The 19517-nt window shown below is 72.9% G+C and carries 10 protein-coding genes; 9 read left to right on the top strand and 1 reads right to left on the bottom strand.

The genetic code is table 11. The features are described from left to right. Positions 1–110: 110 nt before the first annotated feature. From ABZ454_RS22145 to sbnB, 9 genes are read left to right on the top strand one after another with little or no spacing between them, the layout of a single operon-like run. Positions 111–5801 (top strand): amino acid adenylation domain-containing protein, encoded by a 5691-nt coding sequence (locus ABZ454_RS22145; RefSeq protein WP_359540104.1) that lies wholly within the window; start codon positions 111–113, stop codon positions 5799–5801. Further along, positions 5798–6757 (top strand): TauD/TfdA family dioxygenase, encoded by a 960-nt coding sequence (locus ABZ454_RS22140; RefSeq protein WP_359540102.1) that lies wholly within the window; start codon positions 5798–5800, stop codon positions 6755–6757. Before ABZ454_RS22145 ends, ABZ454_RS22140 begins: the two co-directional genes overlap by 4 nt. After that, positions 6754–7821 (top strand): asparaginase, encoded by a 1068-nt coding sequence (locus tag ABZ454_RS22135; RefSeq protein ID WP_359540100.1) that lies wholly within the window; start codon positions 6754–6756, stop codon positions 7819–7821. Before ABZ454_RS22140 ends, ABZ454_RS22135 begins: the two co-directional genes overlap by 4 nt. 32 nt (positions 7822–7853) lie before the next feature. Next, complete coding sequence (locus ABZ454_RS22130; protein ID WP_359540099.1) at positions 7854–12758, top strand: amino acid adenylation domain-containing protein; 4905 nt, start codon at positions 7854–7856, stop codon at positions 12756–12758. Continuing rightward, positions 12718–13860, top strand: coding sequence for an acyl-CoA dehydrogenase family protein (locus tag ABZ454_RS22125; protein WP_356316561.1), 1143 nt, complete (start codon positions 12718–12720; stop codon positions 13858–13860). Before ABZ454_RS22130 ends, ABZ454_RS22125 begins: the two co-directional genes overlap by 41 nt. Then, on the top strand, positions 13857–15344 hold the full coding sequence (locus tag ABZ454_RS22120) for an amino acid adenylation domain-containing protein (RefSeq protein WP_359540098.1): 1488 nt from the start codon (positions 13857–13859) through the stop codon (positions 15342–15344). Before ABZ454_RS22125 ends, ABZ454_RS22120 begins: the two co-directional genes overlap by 4 nt. Beyond that, positions 15341–15607, top strand: coding sequence for a hypothetical protein (locus ABZ454_RS22115; protein WP_359540096.1), 267 nt, complete (start codon positions 15341–15343; stop codon positions 15605–15607). The genes ABZ454_RS22120 and ABZ454_RS22115 overlap by 4 nt, the downstream gene beginning before the upstream one ends. Further along, positions 15604–16935, top strand: a complete 1332-nt coding sequence (locus ABZ454_RS22110) for an NAD(P)/FAD-dependent oxidoreductase (RefSeq protein ID WP_356316567.1) — start codon at positions 15604–15606, stop codon at positions 16933–16935. The genes ABZ454_RS22115 and ABZ454_RS22110 overlap by 4 nt, the downstream gene beginning before the upstream one ends. A 36-nt stretch (positions 16936–16971) precedes the next feature. Next, positions 16972–17973, top strand: coding sequence for a 2,3-diaminopropionate biosynthesis protein SbnB (sbnB, locus tag ABZ454_RS22105; protein WP_356316569.1), 1002 nt, complete (start codon positions 16972–16974; stop codon positions 17971–17973). 460 nt (positions 17974–18433) lie between these two features. On the opposite strand, the gene ABZ454_RS22100 is transcribed toward sbnB, so the two are convergent. Continuing rightward, positions 18434–19216 carry an AfsR/SARP family transcriptional regulator gene (locus tag ABZ454_RS22100; protein ID WP_359540093.1) on the bottom strand — a complete coding sequence of 261 codons (783 nt, stop codon included), beginning with the start codon at positions 19214–19216 and terminating at the stop codon, positions 18434–18436. Positions 19217–19517 lie beyond the last annotated feature (301 nt).

Here is a 19517-nt window from a genome sequence, read left to right as displayed (position 1 = left end):
CAAATCGCATCCGATAGCGTGCCCATATTCCTGCAATACCCGTTCGGCGCCGCAGCCGGCGGTTGTCTTGTTATAGGTGACTGATAGCTGGGCCGAGCACGCTCTCGGCCATGGAATACGAACGGCGGCTTCCGCTCTCCACGGCGCAGCAAGGCGTCTGGTTCGCCCATCAACTGGACCCCTCGGGACAGCGCTACAACTGCGGTGAGCAGATAGACATCCGCGGTGACCTGGACCCCGAGGTGCTCAGACGGGCCTGGGTCCAGTTGCGCTCCGAGGCCGAAGTACTGCGCGTGGCCTCGGTCGGCGAGGACAGCGAGGGGCTGCGGCAATATGTCACCGCCGCCTCGCCGGTCCTGCCTCCTCTGATCGATCTGAGCGATTGCGCCGACCCGGAGGAAGAGGCCCGGGAACGGATGCACGCCGATCTGGCGACGCCCGTCGATCTGGAAAAAGGGCCGCTTTCCCACGCGGCGGTTTTCCGCATCGGACCGTCGCGGCTGCTGTTCTACTACCGCATTCACCACATTCTCGTGGACGCCTACGGTGTGCACCTGCTGCGCAGCCGGCTCGCCGAACTGTGCGGCGAGCGACCGGGCCCCGCCGCTTTCGAGCCGCTGGGGAACCTGGCCGAACAGGATGCCGCCTACCGGTCGTCGCCCGACTTCGAGGCCGACGGCCGCTACTGGACCGCCCGCTTCGCGGACCGCTCGGAGCCCGTCCTGCTGCCCGGCTCGGCCCCCGCCGGTGACCGGCCGCCGCGGCTGCGCCGGGAGGAGACGGTGCCCGAGGCCGGACGCGCCGTGCTCGCCGAGGCCGCGCAGGCCGTCGGCGCCACCTGGCAGACCGTCCTCGTCGCCGCCATCGCCGGCTATGTCCGGCGGATGACCGGGAGCCCCGACGTGATCCTCGGCCTCCCGGTCTCCGGGCGCCGCGGCCCGCGCCTGCGCAACGTCCCCGGAATGGCGACCGGCACGGTCGCGCTGAGGTTCGACGTCCCGTTGGGGGCGAGCCTCGCCGACCTGGTGCCCGTGGTCGCGGCGGAGATCGGGACCGCCCTGCGGCACGAGCGCTACCGGCACGAGGACCTGTGCCGGGAGCTGGGCCTCACCGGGCGCGAGGGCGGACTGCTCGGACCGTTGGTCAACTTCATGCCGTACGAACGGGACCTCGACCTCCGGGGAGCTTCGGGCCGGGTGACGAATCTCGCCTCGGGCCCCACCCCCGATCTGTCCGTCGCGGTCAGCGGCCGTTCGGACGGGTCGCCCGGTGCGCTGCTCTTCGACGCCAACCCCGAGTTGCACGACGGTGACGGCCTGGCCGCGCACGCCGGCCGGCTGGTCGCGTTCGTCCAGCGGGCGGCGGGCTCCGTGCACACGCCGATCGGCGAGCTCGAACTGCTGACCCCGAGGGAGCGCGCGACCCTGCTTCCGGCCGAGGCTCCTTCCGCCGCGCACGGCAGTCACGTGCCCGGGCTCATCGCCGCGCGTCCCGCCGGGGAACCGGCCGTCGAGTCCGGCGACACCGCACTGACCTACGGCGAACTCAACGCGCGGGCCGACGCGCTGGCCGCCTCGCTGCGCGAGCGGGGGGCGGGACCGGGAACGAACGTCGCGCTGCTGATGCCGCGCACGGCCGGCCTCGTGGTCGCGATGCTCGCCTGCCTGCGGGCCGGCGCCGCCTACGTACCGGTCGACCCCGGGTACCCGCGGGAGCGGATCGACCACCTCCTGGCGGACGCCGCCCCGGTGTGCGTACTCACCGAAGAGGGCTCCGCCGGGGCGGGAGGCGCCGCGTTCGCCGGTCCCGACCCGGACTCGGCGGCGTACGTCATCTACACCTCGGGCTCGACCGGCCTGCCGAAGGGGGTGGTCGTCCCGCACAGCGCGCTCGCCAACCTCGCCCTCGACCACGCCGAACGGTTCGGGCTCGGGCCCGGCAGCCGGGTGCTGCAGTACCTCTCGCCGGGTTTCGACGCCGCCGGCGCCGACATCTGGCCCGCCCTGGTCTCCGGAGCCACGCTCGTGCTCGCGCCGGAGACCTCGGCACTCGCCCCGGACGATCTCGCGGTACTGCTGCGGGAGGCCCGCATCACCCACCTCGCGCTGGCGCCCGCCGTCCTGTCCGGCCTGCCCGCCGTCGAGCTTCCCGACCTGGACGTGCTGATCGTCGGCGGCGAAGCCGTGGACGAGGCACTCGTCGCCCGCTGGTCGGCGGGCCGCCGCATGTTCAACATGTACGGCCCGACCGAGACGACCGTGGCGGCGACCGGCTACGGCCCGCTGCGCGGGGAGGGCCGGCCCCCCATCGGCCGCCCGATCTCGGGGGCGCGCGTCTACGTGCTCGACGAGCGGCTCGCACCCGTACCCACCGGCTGCCCCGGCGAGCTCTACATCGCCGGCGCCGGCGTCGCGCGCGGCTACCACGGCCGCCCGGACCTCACCGCGGACCGCTTCCTCCCCTGCCCGTTCGGCCCGGACGGCGACCGCATGTACCGGACCGGAGACCGCGCCCGGTGGCGTCCCGACGGGCAGCTGGAGTACCTCGGCCGCGGTGACGGGCAGTTCAAGCTGCGCGGGCTGCGGATCGAGGCGGGCGAGGTCGAGGCCGCGCTGAACCGGCACCCCGGCGTCCGCGCGGCGGCCGTGGCCGTCCGCGAGGACCGCCCCGGCGTCAAGCGCCTCATCGGCTACCTGATACCGGCCGGACCACTCGACACCGCCGAGGTCCGGGAGACGGCCCGGCGCACCCTGCCCGAGGCCATGGTGCCCTCCGCGTTCGTCGTGCTCGACGCGTTCCCCCTGACCCCGCACGGCAAGGTCGACCGCCGCGCCCTGCCCGACCCGCCCGAGGCGCGGGAGGACACCGACCTGCCCGGCTCCCCGGTCGAACGGACGCTCTGCGCCCTGTTCGCCGAGGTCCTCGGACTGGACCGGGTCGGCACCGCCGCCTCGTTCTTCGACCGGGGCGGCGACAGCATCATGGCGCTGCAGCTGGTCAGCCGCGCCCGCAAGGCCGGGCTCGCGTTCACCTCGCGCGAGGTCTTCCTGCACCCCACGGTCGCCGCCCTGGCCGCCGTCGCGCAGCCGCTGCCCGAGGACGAGGCCGCCGAACCCGAAGGCGCGGGCACCGGTGACGTGCCGGTCACCCCGATCGTCTCCTGGCTGGCGGAACAGGACGTCCCCAGCTCGCGCTTCAGCCAGTCGGTGCTGCTCCGCACGCCCGCGGACACCAGCTTCGACGCCCTGCTCAAGGGGCTGCACACCCTCATCGACCACCACGACGCGCTGCGCCTGCGGGTGCGCGACGGATGGCGCCTCGAGGTCCGGCCGGCCGGCACGGTCGCCCCCGAACTGACCGTCGCCGGCCCGGCACCGGACCAGCGCGAGGCCGCACGGAGCAGGCTCGACCCGGCGCGGGGCGTCATGCACCAGGCGGTCTGGTTCCCCGCCGGGCCCGGCCTGCCCGGCCGGCTCGAACTGACGCTGCACCACCTGTCCGTGGACGGGGTGTCCTGGCGCGTGCTCATCCAGGACCTCGCCTCGGCCATGACCGGCGACCCGCTGCCCGCGGTGGGCACCTCGCTGCGCACCTGGGCCGGCCGGCTCGTCGAGGCCGCACCGGGCCGGGCGGGCGAACTCCCGATGTGGGAGCGGATCGCACGGACCGCCGACCCGAGGCCCGGAACCCGCGACCTCGACCCGGCCACGGACCTGTTCCGCACCGCCCGCAGCCTCGACCTCACGCTTTCCCCCGCGACGACCGCGGCCCTGCTCGCCGAGGTGCCCGCGGCGTTCCGCACGGGGGTCACCGAGGTGCTGCTGACCGGGCTCGCCCTGGCCTACCGCCAATGGCGCGGAGCGGGCGGCCCGGTGCTCTGCGACCTCGAGGGCCACGGCAGGGAGGACATCTTCCCCGGCGTGCGCCTCGACCGGACGGTCGGCTGGTTCACCAGCATGTATCCGGCCCGCCTGGACCCGGGCGAGGTCGCCTGGCCGGACGTCGCCGCCGCGGGCCCTGCCCTGGGCGCCGCGCTCAAGCGGGTCAAGGAGCAACTGCGCGCCCTGCCCGACCACGGCATCGGCTACGGCATGCTGCGCTACGCCGACGAGCCGTCACGGGCCCGGCTCGCGGAAGCCCGCGCCCCGCGCGTCGGCTTCAACTACCTGGGCCGGTTCTCCTCGGGCCAGGACGCCGACTGGGAGCTCACCGACGGCGGTTTCCACGCCGACGCCGACCCGCGGATGCCCTTCGCGCACGAACTCGAGATCGTCGCGGCCACCTTCGACGGCCCGTCCGGTCCCGAGCTGACCGTCACCCTGCACTGGCCGGCCGGACTCTTTCCCGAGGAGCGGGTCGCCGGCCTGACCGATCTGTTCCGCGCCGCCCTGGAGGCGCTGGCCGAGCACGGGACGCGTCCCGGGGCGGGCGGACTCACCCCGTCCGACGTGCCGCTGGTCGAGCTGACCCAGGCGGAGACGGACGAGCTGGCCGAGCGCTACGGAACGCTCACCGACCTGCTGCCGCTCTCCCCGTTGCAGGAAGGTTTCCTCGTCCACAGCATGCGGACGGAGAGCATGCTCGACGTCTACGCCGCCCAGCTCGCCGTCGAGCTCGAAGGAGCACTCGACGCCGCGCGCATGAAGGCCGCCGCCGAGGCCGTCCTCGACCGGCACGCCAACCTGCGAGCCGCCTTCTACTACGGCGACCTCGACGAGCCGGTCCAGGTCCTGCCGGCGGACGTCGCCCTGCCCTGGCAGGAGCAGGACCTGACCGCTCACCCCCGCCCGGAGGCGGAGGCCGCACGGCTGGCGGCCGAGGACCGCAAGGGCAGGTTCGACCTGGCGGAGCCACCGCTGCTGCGCGTCCGCCTGCTGAGGCTCGGCGGGCAGCGGTTCCGGCTGGTCCTGACCGTCCACCACATCCTGTGGGACGGCTGGTCCACCTCGGTGTTCGTCCAGGAGCTGTTCTCCCTCTACGCGGGACGGCAACTGGCTCCCGTCGCACCGTACGCGCGGTACGCGGCCTGGCTCGCCGCCCGCGACCGGGACGCGGCGAAGGCGGCATGGCGCGAGGCCCTCGCGGGCCTGCCCGGCCCGACCACGGCCGGCACGACGGGTCTGACCGAGGTGGCGCACGAGCTGGTCGTCCACGAGCTCGACGAGCCGACGACCCAGGCGCTGTCGGCGCGCACCGCGGCCCACGGTCTGACGCTGAACACCGTCGTCCAGGGCGCCTGGGCCTTGGTGCTCGGCGAGCTCACCGGCAGCCACGACGTGGTCTTCGGTTCCTCGGTGTCCGGCCGGCCGCCCGAACTGCCCGGCGTCGAGGGCATGGTCGGCCTGTTCACGAACACCGTCCCGGTGCGGGTGCGACTGGCGCCCGGCGAGCCGTTCTTCACCGCGCTGCGCCGACTCCAGCAGGAGCAGGCCGCGCTCCAGCCGCACGACCATCTGGGCCTGGCCGAGATCCAGCGCGAGGCCGGCCTGCGCACCCTGTTCGACACGACGATGCTCTTCGTCAACTACCCGATGGACCCCGCCGCCTGGGCGACGGCTCTCGGCGGGCAGCTGCGGATGCGCGCGTTCGAGGCGGCGGACGACACCCACTTCCCGCTCCGGCTGGCGGTCGTCCCCGGCGCACGGCTGTCGCTGCGGCTCGGGCACCGGCCCGACGCCTTCGGCCGCGACGAGGCGCAGCGGCTGGCCGCTCGCTGCGCGCGGGTACTCGAAGCGGTCGCGCTCGGCCCGGACCCCCTGGTCCGCGATCTGTCCGACCCCGTTCAGGAAGGCACCTCATGACCGAGGACCACGTATTCACCCTCACCCAGGTGGAGAGGGACCAGACCCGAGCCGTCGCCGAGGCCCTCGCCGAGGTGGAGCCGCGCCTCGTCGACGACCGGACCTGGCTCGACGCCTGCCGGGGCATGTCCGCGGAGCTCCCGGAGAGGCTGCGGCGCCGACTGCGCGCGTTCCTGCACGACCCGCAGCTGGACGGGGTCCTGCTGGTCCGCAACCTGCCGGTGGCCTCCACGCTCGCGCCCACCCCGACCGTGTACGAATCGGTGGAACGGGCGGCCACCCCCGCCGCCGGGACCACCGCCCTGGTCTCCATGCAGATCGGCGAGGTCATCGCCTACCGGGACGAGAAGAGCGGCGCCCTGGTGCAGAACGTCGTGCCGGTGGCGGGACGCGAGGAGCAGCAGAGCAACGCCGGATCGGTCCCGCTCGAACTGCACGTCGAGAACGCCTTCCACCCGCACCGGCCGGACATGGTCGCGCTGTTCTGCGTCCGTCCCGACCACGAGGGCGGCGCCGGCCTGCGGGTCGCCTCGATCCGCAGGGCGACCGCCCTGCTCCCGTACGACGTACGCAAAGTGCTCGGCGAGGAGCGGTTCCGCACGGAGGTGCCGCCGTCCTTCGGCGCCCCCGGGGGACAGGCCCCGCTGCACGCGATCCTGAGCGGTGACTTCGACGACCCCGACGTCCGGGTCGACTTCCACGCCACCCACCCCGCCGACGAGCAGGCCGCCGACGCGATGACGGTGCTGCGGGCCGCCCTCGACACGGTGACCCGGGCCGTCCACCTGCGCCCGGGCGACCTCGCGGTCGTGGACAACCGCGTCGCCCTCCACGGCAGGACCCGCTTCACCCCGCGTTACGACGGCGAGGACCGCTGGCTCCACCGGACCTTCATCCACCTCGACCACCGCAAGTCCCGCGCCCTGCGGGCCGACAACGGGCAGGTGCTGTCGTGAAACGGGCCTGCCTCCTCCTCGGGGCCCTCCTCATCGGGCTGGTCCCCTCCGCGCCGGCCGTCGCGAAGGCGGCCAAGCCGGAGGTGGTCGTGATCGGGACCGGCGGCACCATCACGGGCGTCGCGAAGGACCGGGCCGCGTTCGAGGACTACGACGGCAGCGCGCTGCCGATCGCGGACATCGTGGCCGGCCTGCGACCGGAGCTCGACGCGGTGGCGCAGGTCTCCACCGCGGAAGGCCCGGAACAGACCGCGATGACCGACTACTACGACCTGGCCCGGCAGGTCGACCGGGCGCTGGCCGGAGCGGACGCGGTCGTGGTCACGGCCGGCACCAAGTCGATGGAGGAGCTCGCCTACTTCCTCGACCTGACGGTCCGCAGCCCGAAGCCCGTGGTGGTGACGGGGTCCATGCGGCCGTCCAACGTGTTCGGCGCGGACGGCCCCGCGAACCTCTACAACTCCGTCGTGCTCGCCGCGAGCGCGCGCACCAGGTGCTTCGGCACGGTCGTCTCGCTCAACAACGAGATCCTCGCCGCACGCGAAGCCACCAAGACCAACACGCTCCGGCTCGACGCGTTCCAGGCGAGGGAGCAAGGGACGCTCGGCACCGTCGACGGCAGCCGGATCCGGCTGCTGCGGGCGCCCGCCCGCTTCCAGACGTGCGGCAAGGGCGCCTGGCGCACCCCGTTCGACCTGTCCCGGATCGGGCGCGACACGCTTCCCCGGACCGAGATCGTCGCCTCCTACCCGGACGCGGGCGGCGAGGCGCTCACCGCGTTCGCCGACGCCGGAGCCAAGGGCATCGTCGTCGCGGGCGACCCGTCGCCCGCCGAGGTCGCCGCACTGCCCGGGGTCCTCGGCAAGGGCGTGACGGTCGTGGCCGCGGCGCGGACGGGCTCCGGAGCCGTCTACGACAGTCACGGCCCCGGAATCCTGCCCGCCGAGGACCTCCTCCCGCAGAAGGCCCGGATCCTGCTGCTGCTCACGCTCGCCACCACCCGGGAGCCCGAGGACGTGGCCACGCGGTTCGCCCGTTACGGCGTCCCGCAGTTCACGTCCTGACCCGCGCTCAGCACATTCGAAGGAGAACCGCCATGACCGCCCCATCGCCCCTGCCCGAGCTGGTGGCCCGGCAGATCGCGCTGACCCCGGACCGGCCGGCGGTGGCCGCGGCCGGAAGGCAGCTGACCTACGCCGAGCTGGACGCCAGGGCCGATGCCCTGGCCCACAGCCTCATCGCCCACGGCGCGCTCCCCGGCTGCCCGGTCGGCGTCCTGCTGCCGCGCGGCATCGACCTGGTCGTCGCCCTGCTCGCCGTCTGGCGGGCGGGGGCCGCCTACCTGCCCATGGATCCGGGACATCCCGCCGCCCGGATATCCGGCCTGACCGAGCAGACCGGCCTCGCCCTGGTGGTCACCGACCACGCCGGGCGCGACCTGGTCACCGCAGCCGGTGCGACACCCGTGCTGACGGACGGACTCGCCCCGGTGGCCGGGTTCCGGCCCGTCGCCGTCGAGCCCGGGGACGCCGCGTACGTGATGCACACCTCGGGTTCGACCGGCCGCCCCAAGGGCGTCGTGATCGACCACGCGGGCATCGCCAACCGCGTCCTGTGGGCGGTCGAGTCGCTCGGCCTGAACGCCTCCGACCGGGTGCTGCAGAAGACCCCGGTGACCTTCGACGCCGCCGGCTGGGAGATCTTCGCCCCGCTGGCCGTCGGCGGCACGGTCGTCCTCGCGCCGGACGGCGCCGAACGGGACCCGGCCACCCTGCTCCGGGCCGTGGGCGACGCCGGCGTGACCGTACTCCAGGTCGTGCCGTCCGTCCTGCGCGAGCTGCTGGAGGTGGACGGCTGGGACCGCTGCGACGCCCTGCGCGCGCTGTGCTGCGCCGGGGAGCCGCTCCACGCCGAGCCGGTCCGCAGGCTGCTCGCGCTGGCCCCGCACCGGACCGTGGTCTGGAACACCTACGGGCCGACGGAATGCTCCATCGACGTCACCGCCCACCGTTTCGACCCCGGGCAGCTGACCGGGCCCGTGCCGATCGGGCGGGCGATCACCGGGATGCGCGTCCTGGTCCTCGACGAGGACGGCGAACCGGCGGACGAGGGCGAGCTCTACGCGGGCGGGGTGGGTGTCGCCCGCGGCTACCTCGGCCGCGCCGACCTGACGGCCGAGCGGTTCGTGCCCGACCCGTACGGGCCCGCCGGGGCGAGGCTCTACCGCACCGGAGACCGGGTCAGGGTCCGTGAGGACGGATGCCTGGAGTACCTCGGGCGCGTGGACCGCCAGGTCAAGATCAACGGTGTCCGGATCGAGCCGGACGAGATCGAAGCGGCCCTCGAGGGCCACCCCGCGATCGGCGGCGCGGCCGTCGTCCCGGTCGAGACACCCGGCGGTGGGAAGGCCCTGGCTGCCTACGTCCGGGCCCCCGCGGTGCCGGACGGGCTCCGCGACTACCTCGTCGAGCGGCTGCCGGGCACCCATGTGCCCTCGGTGCTGATCGCGGTCGACCAGTTCCCGACGACCTCCAGCGGCAAGCTGGACCGCGCGGCACTGCCCGAGCCGCCCGCTCCCTCGGCGGCCGCCCGGCCGGTGTCCGAGGCGGAGCGGACGGTGGCCGAGGTCTGGCGCGACCTGTTCAAGACCGACGCCATCGACCCCGAGGCCGACTTCTACCAGCTCGGCGGCACGTCCCTGCAGTTCACCCGGCTGGTCAACCGGCTGCGCAAGGCGACCGGACGCGACCTCGCTCTCGCGGATCTGCTGACCGCGACGACGATCGCCGCCCAGGCCCGCCTGATCGAGGGCCCGGGCGCCCAGGACGGACCGGTGCCGCTGCCCCGTACCGGCCCCCTGCCGCTCTCCTTCGGCCAGCGCCGGCTCTGGGTGCTGGACCGGATGAAACCGCGCAGCCGCGAGTGGATCTCCGCGTTGTTCCTGCGGGTCCCGGAGGGGACCGGCGTCGAACAGGTGGCCACCGCGCTGGAGCGGCTGGTCGAACGCCATGAGGCGCTGCGGACCGCCTTCGTCGTCCGGGACGGCGAACCCATGCAGCTGATCCGGCCGCCCGTCCCGCTGGAACTGACCACGGCCGCCGTCACGCACGAGGAGCTGCCCGCGGTGCTCGACCGCGAGCTCGACCGCGGCTTCGACCTGGAGGGCGGCCCGCTCGCCCGGGCCCTGCTGGCCGGCGACCCGGCGCCCGGCGGCCGCCAGGTGCTGGTGCTCTCGGTGCACCACATCATCTGCGACGGGTGGTCCTCGTCGGTGCTCGAGCGCGAGTTCGCCGCGATCCTCTCCGCCCTGCGGACCGGCGGCGAGCCCGGACTCCCCGCCCTGCCCGTCCAGTACGCCGACTTCGCCTCGTGGCAGCGCGACCTGATGACGCCCGAGAGGGTGGAGAAGGAACTCCTCCACTGGCGTAGGGCCCTGGAGGGTGCTGCCCCGCTGGAGCCGAGGGCGGATCACCCGCGCCCCCGGACCCGGGACGCCAAGGGCGCGATGGTGCCCATCGAACTGTCGCCCCAGGTCACCACGGCCCTCACCGAGATCGGCCGGACCCGTGGAGCCACCCCGTTCATGACGCTGCTGACCGGGTTCGCCACGCTGCTCGCCCGGCAGACGGGGCAGTGGGACGTCGTGCTCGGCACCCCGGTCGCGGGCCGCGACAGGCCCGAGACGGAAGGGGTGGTCGGCTTCTTCCTCAACAGTCTCGTGCTGCGGCTGGGTCTCTCCGGCTCCCTGTCCTTCGGCGCCGGCGTCGAGAAGGTCAGGGACGCGTGCCGTGAGGCGTTCGCCCACCAGGAGCTGCCCTTCGAGCAGTTGGTCGCCGACCTCGCACCCGAGCGCGACCCGTCGCGCACGCCGCTCTACCAGGTCGCCTTCGACCTCCACGACGAGGAGCTGACCGGGTCCGCCGCCGAGGCGGCCGACCACGCGACCCTGGTCGAGGTCTCCCGGATCGCCAAGACGGATCTCACCCTCTACCTGCGCCGCCGTCCCGACGGCGGGATGTCCGGCGGCCTGGAGTACGCCACCGCCCTGTTCGAGCGGGGGACCGCCGCGCGCATGGCGGCCCAGCTCGTCCTCCTGCTGGAGGACGCCGCGTCGGGACCGGGCACCGGCCTGGACGAACTGGCCCTGCTCCCGGCTTCCGAGCGCGAGACGCTCCTGCGGTGGGGCCGCACCCCCGCACCCGCGTACACCACCGACGCCCCCGGCCTCTTCGAGCGGCAGGCCGACGCCTCACCCGACGCGGTCGCCCTGAGGTCCGAGGCCGGCGAGGTCACCTTCGCCGAGCTCGACCGTCAGGCCAATCGCATCGCCCACCGCCTGCGGGACCTCGGCGCGGGCGCCGACACCGTCGTCGGCGTCCTGGTGGACCGCGGCCCCGACCTGATCGCCTCCCTGCTGGGCGTCTGGAAGGCGGGAGCGGCCTACCTGCCGGTGGAACCGGGCACCCCGGCCGAGCGGCTCCGGTACATGCTGGCCGACGCCGGGGCCGGTCTCATGGTCTGCGCCACCGCCGTCGACGGGGTCGAGACGGTGTCCCCGCGGCCGCGGGACGCCGACAGCTCCCGGCCCTCCCGGTCGGCGGACCCCGAGCGGCTGGCCTATGTGATCTACACGTCCGGTTCGACGGGACGGCCCAAGGGCGTCGAGATCACCCACGCCGGACTCGCCGGCCATCTGCGGTGGGCCGTCGACGAGTTGGCGCTGCCGGCTCCGGGCGGCGCGGCGGTGTTCACCTCGGTCGCCTTCGACCTCGGCGTACCCAACCTGTGGGCGGGACTGCTGGCCGGCCGGCCGACCACCTTGCTGCCGCAGGACCTCGAACTGACGGAGCTGGGTGACCGCCTGGCCGCCGCCGCCCCGCTCGCCTTCCTCAAGCTCACGCCGGGCCACCTGGAGATCCTCTCCGGACTCGCGGACGAGCGGATCGCCGCGCTCGCGGCCCGGATCGTCGTCGCGGGCGAAGCCCTGCCGATCGCCCTGGCCGAGCGCTGGGCGTCCCTCCTGGGACCGGGCCGGCTGATCAACGAGTACGGCCCGACCGAAGCCTCCGTGGGCACCTGCGTCCACGAGGTCACGGCGGGGACCGGCCGGGACAACGTGCCGATCGGACGGCCCCTGCCCGGCGTGCGGATGCATGTGCTCGACCCCTGGCTCGAGCCGGTTCCGATCGGCGCGGTCGGTGAACTCTGCGTCGGCGGCGCGGGCATCGCCCGCGGCTACACCGGCAGACCGGAACTGACCGCGGAGCGGTTCGTCCCCGACCCGTACGGAGAGCCGGGCGACCGGCTGTACCGGACCGGAGACCTCGCCCGGGTGCTGGACGGCGGAGACGTGGAGTTCGCCGGCCGCGCCGACACCCAGGTCAAGATCCGCGGCTACCGCATCGAGCTCGCCGAGATCGCCGCGGTGGTCACCGAACACCCGCAGGTCAGACAGGCGGTGGCCACCGCGCACGACGGGCGGATCGGGGTCTTCTACGTCCCGGACGGCAACGAGCCCTCCGCGCAGTCGCTCACGGCGTTGTGTGCCGCGCGGCTGCCCGCCTACATGCTGCCCACCACGTTCACCGCGCTGAGCGCGATGCCGTTGAACGCCAACGGCAAGGTCGACCGCGGCGCGCTGCCCACGCCCACCGCCCAGGCGCAGGAACTGGTCGCACCGCGCGGCATCGTCGAGGAACGGGTCGCGGAGATCTTCACCGGACTGCTCACGGTCCCGGTGGGCGCGCACACCGGCTTCTTCCGGGCCGGAGGCAACTCGATCCTCGCGATCCGGCTGGTCGCCGCGCTCCGGGAGGCCTTCGACGTGGACCTGCCGATCCGGGCCGTCTTCGAGGGCCCGACCGTCAGCGAGCTGGCGGCCCTGATCGAGGAACTGGTCCGCTCCGAGCTCGACGCGATGTCCGACGCCGAGCTCAACGCCTACAGAAAGGAGGACGTCGATGGACTTCGCCTTGACGATCGAGCAGCAGCGTCGTCGTGACCGGCTGCTGGCCGCGATCCGGGAAGAACTTCCCGGGGGTCGGCGCACGAATCCGGCAGACCACTTCGACCGGGACGACTGGAGCAAAGCAGCGGCGCTCGGGCTGACCGGGCTCTGCCTGCCCGAGGAATACGGCGGCGGCGGGCTCGGCGCCCTGGACACGGCGCTGTGCCTGGAGGCCTTCGGCCAGGGGTGCCTCGACACCGGACTGGCCTTCGGGGTCGCCGCCCATCTGCTGGCCTGCGCCGTGCCGGTCCGGGACTTCGCCGGCGAGGAGGTGCGGGAGGAACTGCTGAAGGGTCTGGCCACCGGCTCGTTGATCGCGTCCAACGCGATCACCGAGGACGCGGCGGGCTCCGACTCCGCCCGGCTGGAGATGACCGCCCGCCGCGACGGCGACTGCTACGTGCTCGACGGTGTGAAGTCGTTCGCGAGCAACGCCCCGATGGCCGACGTGATCGTCACCTACGCGGTCACCCAGCCCGAGGCCGGGTTCCTCGGCACCAGCGGGTTCGCGGTGCCCCGCGATCTGCCGGGCCTGAGCGTCAGCCCGCCCCTGGAGAAGATGGGCCTGCACGGCTGCCCGGCCGGCCGGATCACCTTCGAGGGGGTCCGCGTCCCCGCCCGCTACCTGCTGGGCGGCGAGGGCCAGGGGCGGATGATCTTCCAGCACTCGATGGGGTGGGAGCGGGCCTGCCTGTTCGCGATCTACCTCGGGGTGATGACGTATCAGATTCAGCGGTGCGTCACCCACGTCCGGTCGCGCAAGCAGTTCGGCCACAGGCTGGCCGACTTCCAGGCCGTCTCGCACAAGATCTCCGTCATGTCGGAGCGGCTGGAGGGGGCGCGGCTGCTGCTGTACCGCGCCTGCTGGCTCACGGACCAGGGCACCGCGGACGCGGGCGCCGTGTCCCTGGCCAAGGTCGCGGTCTCCGAGGCCGCCGTCGCCAACGCCAGGGACGCGGTCCAGGTCTTCGGCGGCATCGGATACCTCGCCGCGACCGGCATCGAGCAGCAGCTGCGCGACGCCGTGCCCAGCACGCTCTTCTCCGGCACCACCGAGATCCACCGGAGTGTCATCGCAAGGGAGAGAGGGCTGTGAACCTGCACGAGCTGGTCATACGATCCGCCCAGCTGCACCCCGGGAGACCGGCCGTGACGGGCTCCGGGCGTGAGCTGAGCTACCGGGAACTGGACCGCAGGGCGGACGCCTTCGCGCGTCTCCTCGCCAGGGCCGGGGTCGGTCGCGGGGACCGGGTCGTCCTGTGGAGCGACAAGTCGCCCTCGGTCGTCGCGGCCATGCAGGCGGTGCTGCGTCTGGGAGCCGTCCATGTGCCCCAGGACGGGACCGCGCCGGTCGGCAGGGTCGCCACCGTGGCCCGCGACTGCGGGGCCCGCGTCGTGTGCACGACGGGGACCCGCCTGGCGGAGGTCCGCACGGCGCTCGGGGACGGCGTGGTCCTCGACCTCGACGAGCACCTGCCCGACGACGAGGAGGCGCCCCCGGTCAACACGGAGGTGAAGCCGGACGACCCGGCCTTCATCCTCTACACCTCCGGTTCCACCGGGTCGCCGAAGGGCGTGAGCATCAGCCACCGCAACGCCCGGTCGTTCATCGACTGGGCCGTGGACCTGCTCGCCCCGGGGCCCGAGGACCGCTTCGCCAACCACGCGCCGCTCGTCTTCGACCTGTCGGTGCTGGACCTGTACGCCGCCTTCTCGGTCGGGGCGTCGGTCCACCTGGTCCCGGCGGAACTGGCCTACGCGCCCGGCGAACTGGTCGAGTTCCTGCACCGGGAGCGCATCACGGTCTGGTACTCGGTGCCGTCGGCGCTGATCCTCATGATCCGCGGCGGCGGGCTGCTCGACCGGCCCGCCCCCGCCGGCCTGCGGGCGGTGCTCTTCGCCGGCGAGCCGTTTCCGGTCACCCACGTCCGCCGCCTGGCCGAGTGGACGAACGCCCGCCTGCTCAACCTGTACGGCCCGACCGAGACCAACGTGTGCACCTGGCACGAGGTCGTCCCGGCCGACCTGGAACGCGAGCGGCCGGTACCGATCGGCAAGGCCGCGAGCGGCGACGAGGTGTGGGCCAGGACCGACGCCGGTTCCGTCGCCGGGCCGGGCGAGCAGGGCGAGCTCGTCGTCAGCGGGCCGACGGTGATGCTCGGCTACTGGGGCAGGGGGCCCTGCCCCGGCACGTACGCCACCGGCGACATCGTGCTGGTGCTGCCCGACGGCTCCTTCGACTACGTCGGCCGCCGCGACCACGCGGTGAAGGTCCGCGGCCACCGGATCGAACTCGGCGAGATCGAAGCGACCTGCAACGCCCACGACGAGGTGGAGAACGCGGCCGTCGTCGTGGCCGGCGACGGCGTGGACGCCCGGCTGGTCGCCTTCGTCGTCCCCGTCGAGGGGGCCGCGCCCGGCACACTCGCGCTCCGCCGCCATCTCGCGGAGCGGCTGCCGAGCTACATGATCGCCAACCACGTCCATCTGCTTCCCGACCTGCCGAGGACACCCAACGGAAAGATCGACCGACCGGCGCTGGTCCGGCGGCATCTGACCCTTTCGAAAGGACGCTCATGAACACCGATGCCGTGACGGCGCGCTTGCTCGACTTCATCCGGAGCGAATTCCTCTGGTCCGACGAAGGACGGGAGATCGACGCGGCGACCCCGCTGCTGGAGTGGGGCATCGTCGACTCGCTCCGGATAGCCCTGCTGCAGGCCTTCATCCTCAACGAATGGGACGTCCCCGTACCCGCCGCCAAGATCGACGCGAAGAACTTCAAGAACGCGGCCTCGATCGCCACCATGATCTGCGAGCTGGAGAAGGAGACCGTCCGATGAGCGCCACCGACTTCGACGTCGCCGTGATCGGCGGCGGGCCCGCGGGCTCGACCGCCGCCTCGTACCTGGCGCGCGCCGGGCTCTCCGTGATCGTCCTGGAGAGCGCGATCTTTCCCCGGCCGCACGTGGGCGAGTCGCTCGTGCCGGCCACCACGCCGGTGCTCCTGGAGATAGACGCCCTCGACAAGATCGACGAGGCCGGTTTCCCCCGCAAGTACGGGGCCTCGTGGACCTCGGCCGAATCGCGTGACATACCCCGGCTGGGCTTCCGCGGCCTGCAGCACGACTGGACCGCCGACATCCAGTTCGTGGAGCGCGGCCAGAAGGGGGTGGACCGCGACTACACCTACCACGTGGACCGGTCGCGGTTCGACTCGATCCTGCTGCGCCATGCCGAGGAACAGGGCGCGACCGTCGTCAACGGGGCCCGCGTCCTCGGCGTCGACTTCGACGACCCCGACGAGGTGGTGGTACGGACCCGGATCGCGGGCAAGCAGGTCGACTACACGGCCGGGATGGTCGTGGACGCCTCCGGGCGGCAGACGATGCTCGGCCGTCAGCTCAAGACCAAGGTGCCCGACCCGGTCTTCGACCAGTACGCCGTGCACGCCTGGTTCGAGGGGCTCGACCGGGAGGCGCTGAGCACCTCCACGGCCCAGGCCGAGCACATCTACGTGCACTTCCTCCCGATCGCGGACACCTGGGTCTGGCAGATCCCGATCACCGACACGATCACCAGCATCGGCGTGGTGACCCAGAAGAAGCGCTTCGCGGAAGGCAGCGGAGATCTCGACGAGTTCTTCTGGGACTTCGTCGGCAGCCGTCCCGAACTGCACGACGCCTTGAAGGGCTGCCGCCAGGTCCGGCCCCTCAAGGCGGAGGGCGACTACAGCTACGCGGTGAAGGAGATCGTCGGCGACCGCTACGTCCTCATCGGTGACGCGGCGCGCTTCGTGGACCCGATCTTCTCCAGCGGAGTCAGCGTCGCGCTCAACAGCGCCCGCATCGCCTCGCAGGACATCATCGCGGCGCACGCCGCCGGCGACTACGGCAAGGAGCGGTTCGCCACGTTCGAGACCAAGCTCCGCAGGGCGGTGAGCTACTGGTACGAGTTCATCTCCATCTACTACCGCCTGAACGTGCTCTTCACCGCCTTCGTCCAGGACCCCCGGTACCGGACGGACGTGCTGAAGATGCTCCAGGGCGACGTGTACGACGACGAGGAGCCGAAGGCCCTGGTCGCCATGCGCGAGGCGGTGGCCGCGGTCGAGAGCAACCCCGACCACCTGTGGCGCCCCTACCTGGGCACGCTCAAAGCGACCCGCTGACCCGCTCCGCTCCTCGTGGAAGGAACCGATTCCGTCATGCTCATCCTGCGACACAGCGAGGTCGCACAGCTCCTCGACGGTTGCGAACTCGACACCATGTCGGTCGTCGCACACGCCTACCGCCTGCACGAGCAGGGGGACACCGCAGTACCGCACTCCACGTTCCTGCGGTTCCCCGGGCAGCCGCGCAACCGCATCATCGGCCTGCCCGCCTACCGCGGCGGGGACCGGCCGGCCGCCGGCATGAAGTGGATCGCCTCCTTCCCCGCCAACATCGACCGCGGGACGCAGCGGGCCAGCGCGGCGATCATCCTCAACTCACTGGAGACGGGCCGCCCCGAGGCCGTGATCGAAGGATCGCTGATCTCCGCCGCGCGGACGGCGGCCAGCGCCGCCCTCGCGGCGGAGCTGCTCACCCGTGAGCGTCGTCCGAGCGGGCTCTCGCTGATCGGCTGCGGAGTCATCAACCTGGAGATCCTGCGGCACATCCACGCCGCCCTGCCTGACTTGAACTCGCTGGCACTGTACGACAGTTCGGCCGAACGGGCGGCCGAGACCGCCGCCCAGGCGGCGGCGGTGGTGCCCGGGGCGCAGGTGCTGGTCCTCGACAGCGCCGAGAAGGCCATGGCCGCGCACGACCTGGTCTCCATCGCCACCTCGGCCGTCGAACCGCACCTGGACCTGAAGGCGGCCGAGCCGGGCACGGTCGTCCTGCACATCTCCCTGCGGGACCTGCTGCCCGAGTCGCTGCCCGACGCGTACAACATCGTCGACGACACCGACCACGCGCTGCGCGAGCGCACGTCCCTGGACCTCGCCGTCCAGGCGGCGGGCCACCGTGACTTCATCGCCCCGACGATCGGCCGGCTGCTCCTGGACGAGGGCACCGACCGGGAGTTCAGGCCCGCGCGCGACCGGACGGTCGTCTACGCGCCGTTCGGTCTGGGCGTCCTGGACATCGCCCTGGCCGACCACGTCCTCACGGCCGCCCGTGCCCAGGGACTCGGCGTGCCGGTGGAGGGCTTCCTGCCGGACTGACCGGCCGGGCCCCCCCGCCACCGAAGCAGGGCCAGGGCCGGCCCACCCCCCGCCGGCCCTGGCCCTTCCCTGCTCCGGCGACCGCGCGGCCCGTCCGGCCCGTCGCCGGGAGGCGCCTCGTGCCGGCGGTCCGGTGTGCCTCGCTCGCGTGGGTGATCACATGACCGCACCCGGGCGCTCCGGCCCGGGTCATGCCGTCCCGACGTGACGGAGCCGGGTCGGGGACTTCCCCGGCCCGGCTGACGTCGTCCTGCCCGACGACGTGGTGACTGAACGGTTTCCCCACGCCGTGGCGCGCCGTTGTGCGGCCGCTACGCGGGCGCGCACGCCGCCGTGCGCCCTGTCCTCGCCGGCCCGCGAGAGCCGGCCCTGTCCGCCGGGAGGCCCGGCCGCTTCGCCGTTCCTCGCTCGCGCGCTTGTGTGCGGCGCCGCGCAACCGCACACAAGCCCGGAGCTTCCCTCATCCCGTCGGACCGGCCACCAGGTGTCCCCGGTGGGGAAGCACCGCCGTGAAGTCGTCCGTCAGGATCGCCTGGTGAGCGCTGCGCAGGGTCGGCCCGGGGTCGACCCCCAGCTGATCCCGCAGCAGATCGCAGCCCGCGTGGAACGTGTCGAAGGCCTCGGCCTGCCGGTCGCTCCGGTGCAGAGCGATCATCAGTTTCGCCCGGAAGGACTCCCGGAGCGGGTGCGCGCCCACCAACCGCGTGAGCTCGCCGATCAGTTCCTGGTGCAGCCCCAGCTGAAGCTCCGCGTCGATCCGGCTCTCCAGCACTTCCATACGGGCCATCTCGATTCTGGACCGTTCGTTGTCGATGAGCGCTTCGGTCACCCCCGTGAGGGTGGGGCCGCTCCACAAGCCGAGTGCCGTACGGAAACGGAACGCCGCATCGCCGACCCTTCCGGTACGCATCAGGGAATGGCCCTCTTTGGACAGCTTGTAGAACTCGTCCAGATCGAAGCGGGCATCCCCTCTCTCAATACGGTATCCCCGTCCGCAGCGAGTGATCGTCGCTCCAGCGCCGAAGTGGCCCCTCAGTCGCGACGCGTAGGTGTAGATCTGTGCCTGGTACGTGGCGGGAGGTCTTCGCTCCCACAGGACACCACCGAGGTCGGAGTCGGAGACGACCCAGCCGTCCGCAAGCAAGAGGGCGGTCAGTATCGTCCGTTGCTTGCAACCGCCCAGTGGAGCCTCCGCTCCGGCGGACCACACTCCGACGGGCCCGAGAACGCGGAAATCTAACATGACCGTCAGTCAGCTCCCATCTGTGTCACCCTGGAGTAAAAGACGACAACTCCTGCCCCGGCGCCATGACGCGCGGGGCCCGGTCGACAGGGCGAGCAGCTGCCGCGTTCTTGCCGCGGCCGGGGGGTCCGGACCGCGGACGACTCGCGTCGGGCGGGCCCGGTGGGCTGATCTCCATGGCAACTCCAGGTCGATTCGCCTGATCGCCGGGCCGAAGCCCGGTGTTGACAACAGTGCCATTCGCGCCACCCGCGGCCCAGTGTCGCCGTACCGCGGCCGGGATGTGTTCATCAGGTGCTGG

Source organism: Streptomyces sp. NPDC005803, assembly GCF_040630435.1.
Lineage (GTDB): Bacteria > Actinomycetota > Actinomycetes > Streptomycetales > Streptomycetaceae > Streptomyces.
This window is presented reverse-complemented; position numbering and strand designations above follow the sequence as displayed.